Origin of the sequence: Arthrobacter pigmenti, from assembly GCF_011927905.1 — a bacterium.
In the GTDB taxonomy this organism is placed as follows: Bacteria; Actinomycetota; Actinomycetes; order Actinomycetales; family Micrococcaceae; genus Arthrobacter_D; species Arthrobacter_D pigmenti.
In genome coordinates this window covers 99,374-118,200 of sequence record NZ_JAATJL010000001.1, presented here as the reverse complement: position 1 = coordinate 118,200, position 18,827 = coordinate 99,374, and the positions used below count along the sequence as shown (strand labels likewise).

Below are 18,827 nucleotides of genomic sequence, written 5' to 3'. Positions count from 1 at the left end.
TCTTAGTGGCCTGCGCCGAGCTTCCCCGCCATCCGTTCGCGCATGGTGACGCTCGCATCATTCAGGCCGACGATCTCGACCTCCTTGCCGTGGTGGTGATACTTCTCCGTGATCGCATCAAGTGCCGCGATCGTCGATGCATCCCACACATGCGAGGCATGCATGTCGATGGTCACCCTCTGGGGATCGTGCGCGTACTCGAACTGAGTGTAAAGGTCATTCGACGAAGCAAAGAACAATTCGCCATCGACCACGTAGGTCGCCACTTCTTCGCCGTCCAGTTCAGCAAGTGTCCGTTTCACAGTGACGAAGTGCGCAACCCTGCGCGCGAAGAGCACCATCGCCGCCAGCACACCGACTCCCACGCCGATCGCAAGGTTGTGGGTGGTCACGGTGGCGACCACCGTAGCCACCATCACGATGGTTTCGCTCTTGGGCATCATCTTCAGGGTGGACGGTTTGATGCTGTGCCAGTCGAACGTAGCGATGGATACGAAGATCATCACGGCAACCAGTGCCGCCATCGGGATGACGGCTACAACGTCACCGAGGGCAACCACGAGAATCAACAGGAACGTTCCCGCCAGGAACGTGGAAATTCGGGTCCGCGCTCCCGATGCCTTCACGTTGATCATGGTCTGGCCGATCATGGCACAGCCACCCATCCCACCAAAGAAACCGGTGATGATGTTCGCCGCACCCTGACCCCAGCTCTCACGGGTCTTTCCAGAATGAGTGTCTGTGATGTCGTCGACCAGTTTTGCCGTCATCAGCGACTCCAGCAGACCGACCAACGCGAGAGCGAGCGCATAAGGGAAGATAATCTGCAGCGTCTCGAAGTTCAGTGGAACATTCGGCAGGAACAGTGACGGCAGGCTGTCGGGAAGTTCGCCCTTGTCACCAACGGTGGGTACGGTGATCGCTGCCAGAACGGTGATGAGGGTCAGCACCACAATGGCAACCAGCGGGGCCGGGACCACCCTGGTGATACGCGGTAGACCGAAGACTATGAGCAGGCCCAGCGCCGCCAACGGGTAGACCAGCCACGGCACCCCGAGCAGCTCCGGAACCTGAGACATGAAGATCAGAATCGCCAGGGCGTTTACGAACCCGACCATGACCTGACGGGGAATGAACCTCATCAGCTTCGCGACGCCCAGGACGGCCAGAAGTACCTGGAGGCTGCCGCCCAGGATCACCGCCGCGATGAAGTAATCTACACCATGGCTCGCCACCAAAGGTGCGATGACCAATGCCACTGCACCCGTCGCAGCGGAAATCATGGCTGGCCTGCCGCCGAGGAACGCGATCGAGACCGCCATAGTGAAGGACGCAAACAGTCCCAGCCGCGGATCCACACCGGCAATGATCGAGAACGCAATCGCTTCAGGAATCAACGCCAGCGCGACCACCAGCCCTGCCAGGACTTCCGTCTTCAGCAGCCGGGGAGACTTCAGGGTCAGCAGTACGGACTGCCGCTCCTCCGGGCTCAAAGCCGCTTTCGGCACAGCACTGGCGGTAGCCATTCAAGCTCCATTCACAGGTAAGGAGGGCGCACGGCGCGCTCATCAGTTGAAGTTCATAAGAGGCGCGGCGCTGCGCGGGAACAATACCGGCCAGAGGTGTGGGCGCGGAACCCTCGGACAACTCTAACCTAACGTGAGGGTAGGATTGCAATCGGCAACGAACGGGGAGAATGAGACTGTGAGCAAAACGCAGACAGCAGGACAGCCAGCCCTGGACGCTGGGCAGACAATGCACATCGGCGAATTGGCCGACGCCACCGGACTGTCCCTGCGAACCATCCGTCACTACGACGAACTTGGTCTCCTGCCGGACACCACGCGCACGGAGGGCGGGTTCCGCCTCTTCACGCAGTCCGACCTGGAACGCCTCCTGGTGATCCGTTCAATGAAGCCGTTGGGCTTCACGCTTGAGGAAATGGCGGAGCTGCTCGACGTCGTCGACCGCCTGTCAGCGGATGGCGGGAATGCTGACCTCCGGGCAAAGCTCGATCGATACATCGAAGAAGCACGGATCAAACGCGACAAACTGGCGCTCAAACTCAAGCAGGCCGATCAGTTCATCGACGAACTCGGCCGCAAGTAAGGCTCACACAAAGAGGGCGCCGTCGTCGTCGTTGGTGCCATGAACCTTGGTAGATTCAACGGATGACTACAGCCCTCCTCCTCAGCGGCACCGGCCGATACTCCGACCCCTGGCACCCCTTTGCCGAGACTTCCGCCGCGGCCAAGGGGCTGCTGGAGGATCACGGCATAACGGTTGAAACAGCCGACGACGTCGACGCCGCCCTCGAGCGCCTCCAGGAACCTTCCGCCTGGCCGGACTTGCTGGTGGTCAACGTGGGCCTACCGCGCGACGGCGGCGCCTCCCCCGGCACGGACGCCGCCTCCTCGGGGCTGGAGGCCTGGGTCCAAGGCGGACGCCCGCTGCTTGCACTCCACTCCAGCTCCACGAGCTTCACGGACTCCGAGTCCTGGGAGAAAGCGCTCGGCGGACGTTGGGTGCGAGATGTGTCCATGCACCCTGAATACGGTCCCGCCCACATCCAGTTGGAGGGTTCCTTCCCCGTCGGCGTCCCCGATTTCACCGTCGACGACGAACGCTACAGCTGGCTGCGGACCTCCCCCGACGTCGTCGTTCACGCCCGCCACGAACACGAAAGCCACCTGCACCCGCTGATGTGGTCGCTGGAGCGGCCTGTGGAAACCGGGGTGGCACGCAGCTTCTACGACGCGCTGGGGCATGACGCGGCGTCGTACTCCTCCCCCGAACACCGGGAGCTGCTTCGCAGAGCGCTGGACTGGCTGCTGGCCTGAGCCGGAAAAAGACGGCGAACCGCGCGATTCCGTGCAGGTCTGCCCCTTGTGTACCCGGCTTTGTACCTCGCCGACCCTTACAGCACAGACCTCTCACCTGATCGACGCTCGCAAACCTGCACGAAATGGGATGGCGGTGGACGAACCGCTCAGAACCGCCGCACCGTCACCGGCATGGAAGCGGAGCGGGGCTCGCCCGGTGCCTCGCCGCTGAGCCGTTCGAACAGCATCCGGGCAGCCTGCGCGCCGAGCGCACGCGGGTCGTGAGACATGACGGTGAGCGGGATGCCGAGCAGGTCGGCGAGCTCGACGTCGTCGAACCCGGCGACCGCGGGCACAGCCCCCTTCGGATAGCGACGCCGGTGATCGCAGATCGCCCGTAGAGCTCCCACGGTTGTCCGATTGTTGGTGGAGAAGAACGCCGTGGGCGGATTGTGCTGACCGAGAAGCCGGGCTACCTCATCGAAGGCGGCTTCGGCGTCGCGCACCGGCATGAGAAGCGACGCGTCGAACTGAAGCCCCTGCGAGGCGAGCGCTTGTGTGAAGCCCTCGAACCGCCGTCGTGCCGTTGGGATACCGGAAACGTCGCCGAGGAAGGCGACGCGCGTATGGCCGTGCGCGATCAGCGACGCCGTCCCCGCTGAGGCGCCGCCGACGTCGTCGACCAGGACTGTGTCACCGTGCACGCCCTCAACCTCTCGTGTGGCGAGCACAAACGGTACCGACGAGGGCAGCGTAGCCACACCGTTGCCAGCCGGTACCACGATCAGCCCCTCGACCTGACGGCCGGCGAAATCGTCCAGCAGTTGCGCTTCACGGTGCGGATCCTCGCGGGTGTTCCCAATCAGGATGTGCCTCTGATGAGCCGCCGCGACGTCCTCAATGCCCAGCGCGAACTGCCCGTAATAGGGGTTTCCCAGATTCGTCACCGCCACCCCGATGAGCCCGGTGGGCCTGCGCAACCGGGTATTCCGTGCGCTCTGATTGGGACGGTACCCGAGGCGGTCTGCGGCTTTACGAACCCGTTCCTGCACCTCAGGACGCACGTTCTGACCGCCGGACATGGTTCGCGACACCGTCATCGGACTGACCCCGGCGAGGGCTGCGACGTCACGAACGGTCGGACTGGCCGTCGCATTGGTGCGTGGTGGCATCATCTGGAATTCTTTTCAGGGTTGGACTTGCACTTGAACGCTATCAACCGGCACCGCCGATCCGCGTCTACCGAGCACGAAGAAGAAGGAAGCCGCATGACACCCGCGCTGACTACGCCGGTCTTGGAGGTCGGCGGGACACACGTCACTGCTGCGCTGGTAGAAACGTACGACGGCGGGTGGTCGGTTCGTGCGGACAGCGTACGCCGATTGCCGCTGGACGCGCATGCCTCTGCCGCAGCCATCCTCGACATCATTGCCGACGCCGCGCGCTCCCTCGGCACCGAACACAACAGACGATGGGGCGTCGCTGTGCCGGGGCCATTCGACTACGCGACCGGCGTCGCCCGCTACGAGAACGTGGGCAAATTCGACACCCTGAACGGCGTCGATGTCCGTGCCGGCCTGTCCGAGCGGCTCGGCGCTGCGGCGTCCGGGTTCACTTTCCTGAACGACGCCGACGCGTTCGGGATCGGCGAACATGCGCTGAGCGGCGCTGGCGTGAGCCGCCTTGTCTGCATCACCCTTGGCACCGGCGTGGGATCGACGTTCCTCGTCGACGGCTCCCCCGTGACGACAGGCGCCGGCGTTCCTCCGCACGGTGAATGCCACCTCCTCACGTGGAATGACCGGCCGCTCGAGGAGACGGTATCGAGGCGCGCGATCCGCAGGCAATACGCGGAAGCGTCCGGAAACCCGGCCCTCGACGTTCACGAGATCGCCAACGCATCCCGGCAGGGAGACGCGGTGGCCGCCCGGGTACTTGAGAGCACCTTCACGGCACTCGGCGCCGCGATCGCACCCAGCCTGCACGACTTCAATGCGGAGTCCCTCATCATCGGCGGGTCGATGGCGGGCTCGTGGGACATCGTCTACCCGGCAGTCCGCAAGGGGCTTAGCGACGCACGGTCGCAGCTCGGGCAACTGCCGATCACGCGGTCGGAGCGCTTCGAGGAAGCCTGCCTGGTCGGGGCGGCACGCTGGGCGCTGGTGCAGGCCCACACATGAGCCAGCGCTAGGACGCAACCCCGATCCCCGTCTCGGTCCCGCGGACATACGCCTTCACGGTCCCGAGCCGCTGACCGGCCCCACGGCCCGCGGGACGGATCGTGTAAGCCCCCACGGCCGCTGGAATGATGAACGTTTCCGCGTACCGGACGGCGAACGGCGCGAACGCGCCGCTTGGGCTCTCGACAACAGCCTCAGCCCCCTCCACCAGGTTCAGCACGTTGACGGTCCCGTTGGTGGAATGGTGGACGGCGTCCGTGAACCAGTGCCGCCGGACCTCCAGGAACTCAAGCTCGTGCAGGCCTGTCCGTTCCTCGGTCCAACCCGGGCCCGATCCAAGCTCCTCCACCTGGTCCAGCAGTTGCTCGCGCGCCCACTCGGTGTTGCGGTCCCACTGGATGTTCCGGCTCGCGTGCTCCATGTGAATGGGACGCGGACGCCCGTCGAGCCCCACCCTGTCCCAGTCCCACATCTTGAAGGTGAAGATGTACGGCGTCGCCGAGATTTCCAGCACCATCGAGTTCGCCCCGGAGCAGTGCACTGTCCCTGCCGGGATGGAGAAGTGGTCGTGCTTCTTCGCCGGAAACACGTTGACGTACTCTTCGGCCGGGAAGGAGGCCCCGCCGTCGGACGCTGTCTTCAACGCCGCGAGCATGGCATCCGGGTCTGTCCCGGTCTTGAGGCCGAGGTAGACTACGGCGTCGTCGTCGCAGTCGAGCAGGTAGTAGCTCTCATCCTGGGTGTAATGCATGCCAAAGCGGTCCTGGATGTACTCGGTCAGCGGATGGACCTGCAGTGAGAGGTTGCCGCCGCCCATGGTGTCGAGGAAGTCGAACCGGATGGGAAATTCTGCGCCGAAGCGGGCGTGCGTGAGGGCGCCAAGCAGTTCGCGCGGCTGGGACAGGACGACGTCGAGGGCCGGCAGTTCGACGGCGTTGCCTCCGACATCGAGCAGGATGCTGTTCTCCTCCGGCACGCAGTCGAAGCACCAGGCGTAGTTCTCGGCCTCGGGATCCAGCCCACAGACCTCCTTCATCCACTGGCCACCCCACACTCCCGGGTCAAAGAATGGGACCACCCGGAACGGCGCAGCCACCGCCGCGGCCATGCCCTGGTGGAACGTCTCGCCGGTGATGAGCTTGCCCTCGCGCACGCTGCTGTTGGCATCCAGGACATAGTCCAGCCTGGGGAAGAGCTCCAGCTTGTGCCGGTCGGCCACCCTCCACTCGACGAAGAAGCTCCGCTTGTACTTGCGGAGGTTGTCCTCGCTCCCGTTATCGCAGCGCCAGTTCGGTGCGCCCGCACGCTGCCGCTGCTGGAGTTCCCAGCGCGCAAGGTCCGCCAGCACCAGCGTCCTTTTGGGCAGCGGAACCAGTGCCGCACCCCAGCCGATCAGAACCACGGGAACGTCCGACGACGACACCCGGGTTGCGAGCTCCGCCAGCTTCTCCGGTTCATAGAAGTCCGTAAGCGTGTGGTGGCTCAGGACACCGAATACCCGATCTTCGGTGAGGTTCGCGGCAATGAGTTCGTCGATGTCGCCGATGGGCCTCGCGGCGAGCTCCTCGACGTTCAGCACGGTGTGGCCGGGAAGCACTTCGCCGAGGAAAGCTTCCAGTTCATCCAGCCGCGTGCCGGGGTAGGTGTCGACGACGATAGTCCCCGCCCCGCCGCGCGCCACTTCCCGCCAGGCTTTCGCTCCCGACCACACTGTGTGCTCTCCGGGCACGGGAATTCGGGGGAACTTCTCGTAGGTGCTGGTCACGCGGGATCGCCTTCCTTGCTTGGGAACGTTGTTTGATAACGTTACCAGTGTGAGTTCCAAAAGGAAGATGATGGCCTACGGTCACTCGTGGGTGGATGGTGACGGCGCGTCCTCGCCGTCGTCGTGCTTTACCTCCCGGGCCGCAGTCGAGTTGAGGCTGGAACTGGACAACCGCGGCGTCGGAGGCAGCAACAGCACCGGAACCGCCGCGCTCATCGCCGCCACCCCGCCGCCACCGGCATCGCTCTACGTGCTGATGACCGGGCTGAACGATCTGCGCCTTGGCGGGGAGTCGCCGTCGTCAGCGCGGGGCTATGCCGCCGCGCTCCAGCGCATCTTCACGGCCATCCGGCGGGCCTCACCGAGCGCACTGGTTGTCGCCGTGATGCAGCCGTATCTTCTGGACTTCAGCCTCTACGCGCCGCACAACCTGGGCTCGAACAGCCTCATCGACCAGTACAACAGCGTGCTGCGCCGTGCGGCGGCGGAGTACTCGCGCGTGGCGTTGGCGGAAGCGGACGATTGGGATCCGGAGACCATGCTCAGTGCCGATACAGTCCACCCGAACGACGCCGGCCACGCGAGCCTGGCGCGGGCGGTTTCGAATAGGGCCAAGGTCAATCAAACTCACAAAACTCACATAAACTCATAGGCGTCGGTCTGAAACTCACAAAACTCACACATGCTCATAAGGGAAGTCGTCACCATGGAGAACCCGTTTCGACCATCTGCAGGCGCTACGCCGCCGGAAATCCTCGGGCGGGCAGGGGTGCTGGACGAATTCGAGTATGGACTGCGTTTGGGATCCGGTGCCCCCGGGCTATTAACCATTTTTACCGGCGCCAGGGGAATTGGGAAAACCGTCATGCTTGGCGCTGCCCAGGACCTGGCCCGGGAGGACGGCTGGGCCGTGGTTTCCGAGACGGCGACCGCACCTCACTGCCCCGCGAGTTGAACGCGCTATCGAAGCCGCCAATCGGCGCAACGCACGGACCGTGATCGAAGCGGCGCTTGCGAGGGTTTCCCAAAGAGACCTGGACTTCCTGCATGCAATGGCCGAAGACACCGGGCCGTCTGTTGCAGGAGACATTGGCCGACGAATCGGAGCAGGAACAAGTTTCGTAGCAAACTACCGCTCAAGGCTTCTTTCAGCCGGTCTTATAGAGCCTGCCGGGCATGGCAGAGTTGACTTCGCCATTCCGGGCTTGCGCCGATACCTGCGGGCGCAGCTCAGCCCCTGAGCACGCGAGACCTGTCAGGATGCCCAATGCCACACAATTACAGTCGAACGACACGAAGGAGTGCCACGACCATGACGAGCGCCAGCAGAGATTCCGCCACTGAAATCCCCAGGCTCCCGGACGAGGGTCACGTTTCGGCGGCCGTAGCTGATGCAGTCGCAGACCGGGCCGGTCACCTGTTTGGGCTCATGGGCAACGGCAACGCGCACTTCATCAGCCGGCTAACGCGGCTCGGCTTCGGGTTCACCTCCGCCCGGCATGAATCCGCGACCGTTGCCATGGCGGACGCCTACCACCGGGCAACAGGCGGAGTCGCCGCGGCAACCACCACGTACGGCGCCGGGTTCACTAACGCCTACACAACACTCGCCGAAGCGCGCATCGCCCGTATCCCGCTGGTCTTCATCGTCGGCGATGCACCGGCAGGCGGGCGGCGGAACTTCGACATCGATCAGACGAAGGCGGCCGAGGCCGTTGGTGTGCGAACCCTCGTTGCCGGGCCCGGCAACGCTGCCGAGATCACCCACCGCGCATTCGACCTCGCGCTGCAGACGGTGCAGCCCGTCATCGTCGCCATCCCCTACGACCTCGCCACCGCACCGCTCACCGAATCCGAGCCGCTCGAACCACTGCCCGCCAAAGCCGTATGGCCGCCGGAAGCAGAAGACCTGGACCGCGTGGCCGGCCTGCTCGCTTCAGCGGAGCGGCCGATGGTGATCGCAGGGCGCGGCGTCGTTCTTGCCGACAGCGCCGCTCCGCTGCGCGAGATTGGCGACCGCCTGGGTGCGCTTTTCATGACCTCCGTGATGGCGATCAACGCATTCGACAGCGAGTGGGACCTGGGGGTGGCCGGCGGCTTTACCCGCCGCCACCGGCTCGAAGTGGCGCGGAAGGCAGACGTCGTACTGGTGGTCGGGGCCAGCATGAACATCTTCCAGACGCGCTACGGGACGCTGTTCCCGCCGGAAACGCGCATCATCCGGGTCGACAACGAGCCGGACGAGAAGCACCCGATCGTTGTCGACTACATCCGCTCCGACATCCGCCCGTTCCTCGACGGACTGCTGGAGCGCGTTAAGCCGGCAACAACCACCTGGCGCAGCAGCGTCCCCGAGGTTGCCGGAGAGGAATTCCGTTCCTCCCACCCGATTGAGGATCCCGTCGAGTTCGCCCCGGACGGGCGCCTGAATCCCCGGGCCGTGGTCGCAGCCCTTGAGGACATCCTTCCGGCCGAACGATCGGTGGTCATGGACGGCGGACACTTCATCGGCTGGGCGCCGATGTACCTTTCCGTGCCTGATCCCCACGCCATGATCCTGGTCGGAACGGCCTTCCAGTCCATCGGTCTCGGCTTCGGCTCCGCGGCCGGTGTGTCCGTGGCGCGGCCGGAACGCACCACCGTGCTGTTCAGCGGCGACGGCGGCGGCCTTATGGGTCTGGCTGACTTCGAGACCTTTCTCCGCGCCACGCGCAGAGGCGTGTTGATCGTGCTGAATGACTCCGCCTATGGTGCAGAACTGCACCAGTATGCGGCCAAGGGCCTGCACGATCAGGCGATGCTCATCGATGAAGTGGACTTCGCCGCCGTCGGCCGGGCCCTTGGTGCAAAGGGCACCAAGGCGCGGGCGCTTGCCGATCTCGCGGCACTTAGCGAGTGGCTGGAAACCGACGACGACGGCGTGTACGTCCTCGACGTCGCCATCTCCCAGCAGGTGGTTGCGGAGTTCATGGCGGAGTCCGTGGCGATCAAGAAGTGAGCGCTGACAGATAGCGGGCGACTTTAGCTAAGGCTCATCTGGTTGTGGCGGAGCGGAAGCCCAGTGGTCATTCATGATCCTGACGGCCTCTTCCTTCGTCAGCGAGGCAACCTCGCTTTCGGAAAGACCGGCCGTCTTCGTCAGGAGATGGACGAGTTCCAGCGGCAACGCCTCGGCCGGCACGGCCGGTGCACCCCGGTCCGGCAGGACCCCTTCGTTTACACAGCTCCAGAATTCATCAGGAGTGACTCTCAGTTGATCCTTCAATATTGCCCCCCAGAGGGAGGATCCGTAGGTGGTTCTATCTACCGGGCGCGAGATGCGTGTCCGAAGAACCGTTCCATCGTGCAAGACAAGCTCGTAGGTGGCATGATGGCGCACCTTCTGGCCTTTTGCGTTCACTACGGGCTGCCACTGCTCAGTCTTACAGAACTTCTCGTGCTCATCTCGAGTGCCCGGGGGGTGCTTCTGACTCACTTCGCAGTTCCATTTAGCCAAGCAGCTAGTTCGCCATCTGTAGACGAATCAACAATCTGTACCAAGGCCCAATTGTCCTTATGATTGGGAGCTAGCCGGAGGTGGTCCTCCCAATCCTCGGCGTACTCGCGAAGCGCATCAATCAGATCATGCGTTGCTTCATCCACAGTGGAACCCTCGGCCGCTAGCGGTAGGCCAGGAATGAACATCGCCCACGCGCCATCTTCATTCACTACCTGGACATTCGCGGGAGTGTTCTTCATGAGGAAAGCTTTGAGAAGCGCGGTATTCACCACCGAGGCTGAGCTGTCCCCTCGCTGAACGATCGATAATCCACCCCGGTCGCTCGCATCAAGGATCGACTTGAAGGACTTGCGCGCATCTGCGAAACCATAGGTGCGGTGCTCATGGATCGGTGTACTCATGTACACCATCGTTCCATGTGTACGCGATGTACTTCAAGTACATGAACCTGAAGCTTCTAGCCCACCGGCTCCGGCTCATTCAGCCGAGCGTTGATCGCCTTGCTCGCGAACACCTCGTCGACCACCACTCGTGTCATCCCGATGATGCCCGCCTTGTCCCCCATCGTTGCCAGCCGCACATCGAGATTGCGGGTGGCGCGCGGAAGGGACATCGGGTAGAGCGTTTCACGCACTCCGCTCAGCAATGACGACGATGCCAGCGCCCCGCCGATGAGAAGCACCCCGGGATTGATGAGGCACACGACCGTCGCCATGACCTCTCCGATCCGCCGGCCCGCCTCATGCGTCAGCCGCATCGCCTCGACGTTTCCCTTCGCGAGCAGCTCGCCGACATCACGGCCCGATGACGCTTCGATACCGAGTTCGGTGAGCTTCTGCGCGATAGCGCGCCCACTCGCTACGGCTGCCAGGCAACCTCGGGCACCACACTGGCAGACGACGTCGGGATGGTCACCCAGGCGGACGTGGCCAATGTCCCCGGCGCCGCCGTCGATACCCTGGTAGACGCGGCCATTAATCACAATGCCCGTACCGATCCCGGTTGAGATCTTGACCAGCGCGAGTGATGAACAGTCCGTGAAGCCCACGCTGTGTTCGCCCAGCGCCATCGCGTTGGCATCGTTTTCCACCAGCACGGGAACGGAGACGGGAAGCGCATCGCGCAGATATTCGGCAATAGGGTATGCATCCCAGCCCGGCATGATAGGCGGCTGGCTCGGACGCGAGGTCCGCGGATCCACCGGCCCTGGAATGGAGATACCGATACCGGAAACCCGCGATGGCGGTGTGTCGGTCCGCTCCAGTAGGCTCTCGATCGATTCGGCGATACCGTGCAGCACCTTCTCGGGCCCGTCAATGACGGCAAGGTCGATGCTGTCGTCGTCGATGATCCGCCCCGCAAGGTCCGTCAACGCGATGTGCGAGTGCGTAGTGTCCACCGTGGCGGCCACAACGATCGAGTGCTCGATGTTGAACTCGAGCCGGGTGGGCCGGCGCCCGCCTGAGGGGCGGTCCGTGCCTGCTTCGCGGATCAGGGCCGCGGCGAGGAGCGCATCCACCCGCTGGGCGACGGTCATGCGCGACAACCCGGTGACCTCCTGAAGATCACCACGGGTGCGGGCACGACCGTAACGAATGAGGTCGAACACCTCTCCCGGTCCAGCCGTCATTATTGAGCTCCTCTGTGGCGATCTAAAGAGTATCCCGACTACATCGATGTGAACACATAAATGCTTAGTATCGGTTCGTCTTAAGGATAACGATTTGCACACTACTGCTCGACAGCTAACTAACATCCGGCTAATGTTTCAGCATAAGTTTGGTGGCCGGGAGCAGATCACGGACCCGAGCTGACTTCGACGCGAGAACGTCCGCACAGCGAAAGGCGCCTCAACCGGGACGGCGGCGTACACCGCCATCCCATGGAGCGCATGGACAGCGTTGTTCCATGTACAGCGAATAGGAGCTTCGAATGGAAATCTTGAGGAAAAAGAGAATCCCCCAACGGAACAGGGTTGCCGCGCTAGCGCTGGCAGCGCTGACGGCGACCACCCTCGTGTCATGCGGCGGGAACGAAGGGGAGGCCGACAGCGAGGGCCAGTCCATCGTCGTCCAGACCACCGACACCATCCCCGACCGCGTCGCCGCGACCGAGGAGATCATCGCCGGATTCGAGGAAGAGACCGGGATTCAGGTTGAACTCGTTGGTGTCGCCGAGGACCAGTTCAACCAGGTTCTGACCTCCGGCGCCGCGGCAGGAGACCTGCCCGACGTCATCGGCTCCATCGGCCTCACCCAGGTCCGGACGCTCGGCGCCAACGACCTCGTCAACACCCAGGCAGTCCAGGAAGTCCTCGAAACCCTCGGCGAGGAGACCTTCTCCGAAAGGGCACTTGAGCTCAACCGCGACGGCGAAGAGCTGCTGGCCATCCCGAGTGAATCCTGGCTGCAACTGCTCTACTACCGCACAGACCTGTTCGAAGAGGCCGGACTGGCGGCGCCGGAAACGTACGAGGACATCCTTGCCGCTGCCGAAGCCCTGGATTCGCCCGAGATGGCCGGCTTTGTCGGCGCAACAGCCCCGGGTGATGCCTTCACGCAGCAGACCATCGAGCACGTCGCCCTGGGCAACGGCTGTGAAATGGTCAACGAAGCCGGTGAGGTCATCTTCAACAGCCCCGAGTGCATCGGCGCGCTTGACTTCTACGGCAACCTGATCCAGAACTACTCCGTCTCCGGCGCACAGGATGTGGACACAGTGCGTGCCAACTACTTCGCCGGTGAAGCAGCCATGTTCATCTGGTCCACCTTCGTCCTCGATGAGATGGCCGGACTCCGCAACGACGCCCTGCCCACCTGCCCCGAATGCGCTGACAACCCAGCCTTCCTGGCCGAGAACACGGGCGTAGTTCCCGCCATCGTCGGACCCGACGGCAGCGATCCCGCCCAGTTCGGCCAGATCACCAACTGGACCATCACCGCGAGCGCGAACACCGAACCCGCAAAGCAGTTCGTGGAGTACATGATGAGCGACGGCTACGTTGACTGGCTGGCTATCGCACCCGAAGGCAAGGTCCCGGTACGCGCCGGAACTGCCGAGAGCCCCACCGAGTTCGCTGACGCCTGGCAGACCCTGCCGGTTGGTGTGGACACCAAGGCCCCGCTACAGGATTTCTACTCTGACGACGTACTTCAGGCCCTGCAGACCGGCGTAGATAACCTGCTGCTGTGGGGCATCCCGCAGGGCCAGGGAGACCTCGCCGGAGCCGCACTCGGTGAGCTGCCGATAGCCCAGGCGGTAGCCGACGTGGCCAACGGAGGAGCCGATCCGGCTGCCGCAGCAGAACAGGCGGCCGCCACCCTGCAATCCATCCAGGATTCGCTGGAGTGAGCACCACCCGCAAGAACGACGAGGCACCGGCGCGGAGCAGCGCGCCGGTGCCTCGCACCCGGGGAAAACGTTCGTCGATGGCAAAGGCGGAGCAGCGCGCCGGGTTCGCGCTGATTTCGCCCACGCTGATCATCGTGATCGTCATGATCGTGCTGCCGATCCTGTGGACGATCATGCTCGCCTTCCAGCAGATCCGCCTGCTCAACCTCCGCACTGCGGGGGTGCTGGGAAACTACACCATCTCGAACTTCACGGAGGTGTTCTCCTCACCCGGGTTCATCGAGGCGCTGATCACCACGCTGGTCTACTCAGTCGCAGGCACCGGCCTGGCGATCCTCTTCGGCCTCATCGCCGCCCTCGCGCTGCGCAAACCCTTCAAGGGCAGGACCTTCGTACGGGCAGCAACCCTCATTCCGTATGTTGCCCCGATTGTCGCCGTGACGTTCGTGTGGACCACCATGCTCAACCCGCAGTTCGGCATCGTCAACCACTGGGGCACCCAGTACCTGGGGTGGGACCAGGCGATCCCGTTCCTGAGCGAACGGCAGCGTGAAGTGTCCTTCCTCGGACTCAGCTTCACGGTCCCGACGGCGCTGCTGACGGTCATTGCCTTCGAAGCCTGGCGCTCGTTCCCCTTCGCGTTCCTCTTCCTCACCGCCCGCCTCCAGGCGGTTCCGGGAAGCCTGGATGAGGCGGCGAGGGTCGACGGCGCAACCCCCACCCAGCGCTTCAGGCACATCCTGCTCCCGCAGTTGCTGCCGACCATCGCCGTGCTCTCGGTGCTGCGATTCATCTGGACCTTCAACAGCTTCGATGACATTTACCTGCTGACCGGCGGCGGCGCCGGCACCGAGGTCGTGGCGGTGCGCGTCTACAACTTCCTGACCGCACGCGGTGACATCGGCGCAGCCTCAGCACAGGCCCTGGTTCTCGCGGTGATCCTCGCGGTCCTTGTCGGTATCTACCTGAAGTTCTTCGCCAAGAAAGAGGAGGTGAGCTGATGTCGACCGACGTTCAATCACGCAGGGAACGCAAGGCCGTAGCGGCCAGCCGCCCATGGTCGCGGGACCGAGTGGAGATACTCATCCTGGGTTGGCTGCGGTGGATTGTCATTGCGCTGATCCTGATCGCGACGCTGTTCCCCTTCTATTACATGATCATCCTCTCCGTCCGGCCGATCTCGAGCCTGCTGCAGGACCCGGGAGCCCTCTGGGTATCCTTCAGCGAGTTCAGCTTCGATACGTACGCCTCAGTGCTGCAATCGCCGTCGGACGGCGGGCAGGGCTTCCTGATCTTCATGCGCAACAGTGCGCTCGTGGCACTGGGGACGGTCCTCGTCACGCTGCTGCTGGCCGTCCCCGGTGCGTATGCGATCAGCCGCCTGGAGTTCTTCGGGCGGCGGAAGATCAGCGGCCTGTTCCTCGCCGTCTACCTGTTCCCGAGCATCCTGCTGGCCATCCCGCTCTTCGTGTTCTTTACGCGGATCGGGTTGCGCGGCGAGCTTTTCGGACTGTTGCTGGTTTATGTGGCGCAGGTGGTGCCGGTCAGTATCTACATGCTGCGGAACTACTTCGAGACCATCCCCACCAGCCTCGAAGAAGCCGCAGCGATCGACGGCGCAAGCCGCCTGACGATCATGCGCCGCATCAGCCTGCCGCTGGCCATGCCCGCGATCATCTCCAACGCGCTGTACATCTTCATGATCGCGTGGAACGAGTTCCTGTTCGCCCTGCTGTTCCTCGTCGAATCGCGGGAGAACTGGACCGTTTCGCTGGGACTCTCGCAGCTTGCCGGAAGCATCGAAATACCCACCACCATCCTGATGGCCGGTTCAGTGATCCTCACACTGCCCATCATCATCATCTTCTTCGCGGCTGAACGGCTCCTCACCGAGGGGCTCACGGCGGGCGCGGAGAAGGGTTAAACCAGAAAGAAGACATGCCCCACATCGTGCAGTTCTCCGCGCCCAGATCGGTTGAGTTGGTCCAGTGCGACCAGCAGCCGCTCACTGGCGGGTCGGTGCGCATCCGCACCTGGTACTCCGGCATTTCCGCCGGGACCGAGCTAACCGCCTACCGCGGCTCCAACCCCTACCTATCCAAGAGCTGGGACGTTGCCCAGCGCCTGTTCACCGAGGGCGCGCCCGCGTTCAGCTATCCGGTGGTCGGTTGGGGGTATTCGGAAGTCGGCGAGGTGATCGAGGTGGCGGACGACGTCGTCGGGCTGGCTGTCGGCGACGTCGTCTACGGGATCTGGGGTCACCGCAGTGAGGCCGTCCTCCCCGCGGAGGCGGTTGCCGGCAAGCAGGTGCCGGACGGCACCGACCCGCTGCACGGAATTTTCGCCCGGGTTGGTGCTATCGCGCTGAACGCAGTGCTGGGCGCCAACCTCCACCTGGGTGAGGACGTCGCCGTGTACGGGCAGGGTGTGATCGGTCTGCTGGCCACCCGCCTGGCAGATCTCAGCGGTGCGCGCGTTATCGCCGTCGACGGCTTTGAAGCGCGGCGCAACCTTGCATTGAAGATGGGAGCGCACGACGTCGTTGCCGCCACCGTGCCGGGTGGCGCCGGCCAACGGATCCGCGAGCTGACGGAGCACCTGGGCGTCGACGTCGCGATCGAACTCAGTGGGAACTACCGCGCCCTGCACGAGGCAGTGCGGTCCGTGGGTGCGGACGGCCGCGTGATCGCCGCCGGTTTCTACCAGGGCGGCGGGGAACACCTTTCCCTGGGCGAGGAATTCCACCACAACCGGGTCCAGATCATTGCAAGCCAGATCGGCGGCACCCCGGCGGGCCTCGGCACGCGTTGGACACCGGCCCGGCTGGCCACGGTGTTCATGGGGCAACTGGCGGCAGGCGCCGTCGACGTCGCGCCGTTGATTTCCGACATCGTGGATGCGCACGAGGTGGGCAAGGCGTTCCGCCGGCTGGACGAGGGCGCACCGGAGACGCTGCAGACCGTGCTGCGCTTCGAGGGAGCGCCGGCACTGTGAGCGGGGAGCTGACAAGCCAGGTCCGGAACCTGCTGGAAGCGCACTGGGATGAGGGCCGCGGATGGTCCGTTCCCAACCCCAACATCTACCCGCATCTCTGGCTCTGGGATTCGTGCTTCCACGCGATCATCTGGGGCACGCTCGGAGACAAACGCGCCGTCGTTGAATTGAATGCAGTGCTGGACGCCCAACTTCCCGAGGGCATGATTCCCCATATGCGGTACGGCGGCGAACCCGCCGATACCTGGCTGGGGCCGTTGCCGGCGTCGTCGTCGCTCACCCAACCGCCGATGTTCGGCCATGCGGTGAAGGTGCTGCTGGAACGTGGGCTGGCGCCGTCGTCGGACACGCTCGCCCGGGCGCGGAAGGGCCTTGACTGGCTGTGGGAGCACCGCCGCACCGAGGACGGCCTGATCTACATCGTCCACCCGTGGGAGGGCGGCAACGACCACTCGCCGCGCTGGGATGATTGGGGTGCGCCCGGACGGACGCCCGAAAACTACAGCCGGCCCGCGCGCACCGCGTGGAACAAGGACCGGATGCAGGATCTCTCTTTCGCCGACGACGGCGCCGCGCGCTGGTCCTCGACGTTCGTCACCTGCCCGGCGAGCTTCAACGCCTACGTCGCGTTCAACCTGGCCGAGCTCGGAACGGCCCTCGGCGACGAGCAGCTGACGGAGCGCGCACGGCTTCTGGGCGCCACCATGGACGAGCTCCTGTGGGACGAGGAGGAGCGACTGTGGTCGGATCGCGCCGTCGTCGGGGGTGGACCGTCCACGCGGATTCCGACCAGCGACGGCGTCATGGGCGCCCTCGTCACGGCGGACCGCGCCAAGGCCGAAGCCGCGCTGAACCAGCTGGAGGATCCGGCCCGGTTCGGCAGCGACTATGGGCCAACCAACGTGGCGCGCACCCATCCGTCCTACGATCCCGGGACGTACTGGCGCGGCACCGCCTGGCCACCGCTGAGCTACCTCTTCTGGCTCGCGGAGCTCCGGTGGGAACGTTTTGAAAACGCCGACCGCCTCGCCGAACGCACCCTGCGCGCTGCGCGGACCAGCGGCTGGGCCGAGTACTGGAACCCGGAAACCGGCGAAGGGCTTGGCGCAATCCCGCAGTCCTGGACCGGCCTCGTCCTCGCCATGGACAGGTCAGCACCTTGATCCCCGACTACCGCCCACAGTTCCCGGATGGACCAAAACCCGCCATCGGAATCCTCGGCTGCGGTGCCATCGCCCAGACCGCGCACCTGCCTTCGTACGAGAAGTACGGCCTGGACATCGCCGGAGTCTGGAGCAGGACGCCGACGACGGCGGGCATCACGGAGCGCTTTCCTTCGGTCCAACGCGTCTACAGTTCGCCCGAGGAGCTGCTGTCCGACCCCGACGTAGGCATTGTGGACCTGGCGATGCCGCCGGAGGACCGTCTCAAGTGGCTCTCCGCCGCCGTATCGGCCGGCAAGCACGTCCTCGCGCAGAAGCCGCTCACCACCGACCTTGACGGACTGGCGCCCATCCTTGCTGAGGCTGAGCGGCGCGGGGTCCGGATCGCAGTGAACCAGAACGCGCGCTGGGCCCCGGCCTGGCGTCTTGCGACGCTGCTGGTGGAGGACGGCGCCATTGGCGACGTTGTCGGCGTGACCCACCTGCATGACAAGCCGCTGCCGCCGATCGCCGGGACGCACTTCGACGACGTGCCGCACATGCTCATCTCGGACTACCTGGTGCACTGGATCGACATCACCCGGTGCTGGCTTGAGGGCAAGAAGGTGCGCTCCGTGCAGGCGGTTGATTCGCGTGTTCCGGGGCAGCCTTCCACGGCGAAGAATCCGTGGTCCGCCTCCATCCAGGTTGGCTGCACGGACGGTGCGCATGCCTTGTTGCGCGTCGTCGGGAACGTGTTGACGAAGAAGCCGTCCTGTCCCTTCTGGATCCACGGAACGGAAGGCACCATCCGCGGCAGCGTGCTCGGCGGCCCGGACCAGTTGGAGCTGGAACGGGACTCCGTCGCAACGCAGTACGCGCTCGAGGGGCAGTGGTTTGTCGACGGCTTCGCGGGCGCCATGGGAGAGCTGATGTGCGCCATTGCCGAGGATCGACAGCCCTACAACAGCGCCGCGCACAACGTCGGCTCGCTTGAACTGATGCTGGCCGCGTTCGACTCCGCCGGCAACGGCGGCGAGCCGCAGCCTGCATCCCTGAAACTCTGACCGGAAG

At 64.4% G+C, this 18,827-nt stretch carries 18 protein-coding genes; 12 read left to right on the top strand and 6 right to left on the bottom strand.

Annotated features, from left to right (window positions below):
- Positions 1-2: 2 nt before the first annotated feature.
- Positions 3-1,526, bottom strand: coding sequence for a SulP family inorganic anion transporter (locus BJ994_RS00590; RefSeq protein WP_167990336.1), 1,524 nt, complete (start codon positions 1,524-1,526; stop codon positions 3-5).
- Between the two features lie 229 nt (positions 1,527-1,755).
- Here BJ994_RS00590 and BJ994_RS00585 point away from each other — a divergent pair, with 229 nt between their 5' ends.
- Positions 1,756-2,109, top strand: a complete 354-nt coding sequence (locus BJ994_RS00585; protein WP_167995762.1) for a MerR family transcriptional regulator — start codon at positions 1,756-1,758, stop codon at positions 2,107-2,109.
- A gap of 62 nt (positions 2,110-2,171) precedes the next feature.
- On the top strand, positions 2,172-2,840 hold the full coding sequence (locus BJ994_RS00580) for a ThuA domain-containing protein (RefSeq protein WP_167990333.1): 669 nt from the start codon (positions 2,172-2,174) through the stop codon (positions 2,838-2,840).
- 149 nt (positions 2,841-2,989) lie between these two features.
- On the opposite strand, the gene BJ994_RS00575 is transcribed toward BJ994_RS00580, so the two are convergent.
- Positions 2,990-3,997: a LacI family DNA-binding transcriptional regulator gene (locus BJ994_RS00575; protein ID WP_167990330.1), complete on the bottom strand. Its 1,008-nt coding sequence runs from the start codon at positions 3,995-3,997 to the stop codon at positions 2,990-2,992.
- Positions 3,998-4,090: 93 nt separating this feature from the next.
- On the opposite strand from BJ994_RS00575, the gene BJ994_RS00570 reads away from it, so the two are divergent.
- The gene (locus BJ994_RS00570; protein ID WP_209066421.1) at positions 4,091-5,002 is read left to right on the top strand and encodes an ROK family protein; all 912 of its coding nucleotides are present in this window, start codon (positions 4,091-4,093) and stop codon (positions 5,000-5,002) included.
- A gap of 7 nt (positions 5,003-5,009) precedes the next feature.
- On the opposite strand, the gene BJ994_RS00565 is transcribed toward BJ994_RS00570, so the two are convergent.
- Positions 5,010-6,767: a class I mannose-6-phosphate isomerase gene (locus tag BJ994_RS00565; protein WP_167990327.1), complete on the bottom strand. Its 1,758-nt coding sequence runs from the start codon at positions 6,765-6,767 to the stop codon at positions 5,010-5,012.
- 49 nt (positions 6,768-6,816) lie between these two features.
- Between BJ994_RS00565 and BJ994_RS00560 the strand changes: the two genes are divergently transcribed.
- From BJ994_RS00560 to BJ994_RS00550, 3 genes are all read left to right on the top strand, one after another.
- Complete coding sequence (locus BJ994_RS00560) at positions 6,817-7,419, top strand: GDSL-type esterase/lipase family protein (protein ID WP_167990325.1); 603 nt, start codon at positions 6,817-6,819, stop codon at positions 7,417-7,419.
- 30 nt (positions 7,420-7,449) lie between these two features.
- Positions 7,450-7,722 (top strand): P-loop NTPase family protein, encoded by a 273-nt coding sequence (locus tag BJ994_RS18055; protein ID WP_245192216.1) that lies wholly within the window; start codon positions 7,450-7,452, stop codon positions 7,720-7,722.
- Between the two features lie 357 nt (positions 7,723-8,079).
- On the top strand, positions 8,080-9,765 hold the full coding sequence (locus BJ994_RS00550; protein WP_167990323.1) for a thiamine pyrophosphate-binding protein: 1,686 nt from the start codon (positions 8,080-8,082) through the stop codon (positions 9,763-9,765).
- Positions 9,766-9,792: 27 nt separating this feature from the next.
- Here BJ994_RS00550 and BJ994_RS00545 read toward each other — a convergent pair whose 3' ends face one another.
- The 3 genes from BJ994_RS00545 to BJ994_RS00535 all read right to left on the bottom strand — a co-directional run bounded on the left by BJ994_RS00545 (position 9,793) and on the right by BJ994_RS00535 (position 11,896).
- Complete coding sequence (locus tag BJ994_RS00545; protein ID WP_209066418.1) at positions 9,793-10,167, bottom strand: cytotoxic translational repressor of toxin-antitoxin stability system; 375 nt, start codon at positions 10,165-10,167, stop codon at positions 9,793-9,795.
- A gap of 71 nt (positions 10,168-10,238) precedes the next feature.
- A complete protein-coding gene (locus BJ994_RS00540) occupies positions 10,239-10,667 on the bottom strand; it encodes a prevent-host-death protein (protein ID WP_167990320.1) in 429 nt (142 codons plus the stop codon).
- Between the two features lie 56 nt (positions 10,668-10,723).
- On the bottom strand, positions 10,724-11,896 hold the full coding sequence (locus BJ994_RS00535) for an ROK family transcriptional regulator (protein ID WP_167990319.1): 1,173 nt from the start codon (positions 11,894-11,896) through the stop codon (positions 10,724-10,726).
- Between the two features lie 302 nt (positions 11,897-12,198).
- Here BJ994_RS00535 and BJ994_RS00530 point away from each other — a divergent pair, with 302 nt between their 5' ends.
- Genes BJ994_RS00530 through BJ994_RS00505 form a run of 6 tightly spaced genes read left to right on the top strand, consistent with a single transcriptional unit; the run spans position 12,199 to position 18,820 of the window.
- On the top strand, positions 12,199-13,617 hold the full coding sequence (locus BJ994_RS00530; protein ID WP_167990318.1) for an ABC transporter substrate-binding protein: 1,419 nt from the start codon (positions 12,199-12,201) through the stop codon (positions 13,615-13,617).
- Complete coding sequence (locus BJ994_RS00525; RefSeq protein WP_342450202.1) at positions 13,614-14,618, top strand: carbohydrate ABC transporter permease; 1,005 nt, start codon at positions 13,614-13,616, stop codon at positions 14,616-14,618. The genes BJ994_RS00530 and BJ994_RS00525 overlap by 4 nt, the downstream gene beginning before the upstream one ends.
- Positions 14,618-15,541: a carbohydrate ABC transporter permease gene (locus BJ994_RS00520; RefSeq protein WP_167990317.1), complete on the top strand. Its 924-nt coding sequence runs from the start codon at positions 14,618-14,620 to the stop codon at positions 15,539-15,541. The genes BJ994_RS00525 and BJ994_RS00520 overlap by 1 nt, the downstream gene beginning before the upstream one ends.
- Positions 15,542-15,555: 14 nt before the next feature.
- Positions 15,556-16,611, top strand: a complete 1,056-nt coding sequence (locus tag BJ994_RS00515; RefSeq protein ID WP_167990316.1) for a zinc-dependent alcohol dehydrogenase — start codon at positions 15,556-15,558, stop codon at positions 16,609-16,611.
- Positions 16,608-17,774 (top strand): MGH1-like glycoside hydrolase domain-containing protein, encoded by a 1,167-nt coding sequence (locus tag BJ994_RS00510; RefSeq protein ID WP_167990315.1) that lies wholly within the window; start codon positions 16,608-16,610, stop codon positions 17,772-17,774. The genes BJ994_RS00515 and BJ994_RS00510 overlap by 4 nt, the downstream gene beginning before the upstream one ends.
- Complete coding sequence (locus BJ994_RS00505; RefSeq protein ID WP_167990312.1) at positions 17,771-18,820, top strand: Gfo/Idh/MocA family protein; 1,050 nt, start codon at positions 17,771-17,773, stop codon at positions 18,818-18,820. The genes BJ994_RS00510 and BJ994_RS00505 overlap by 4 nt, the downstream gene beginning before the upstream one ends.
- Positions 18,821-18,827: the final 7 nt, after the last annotated feature.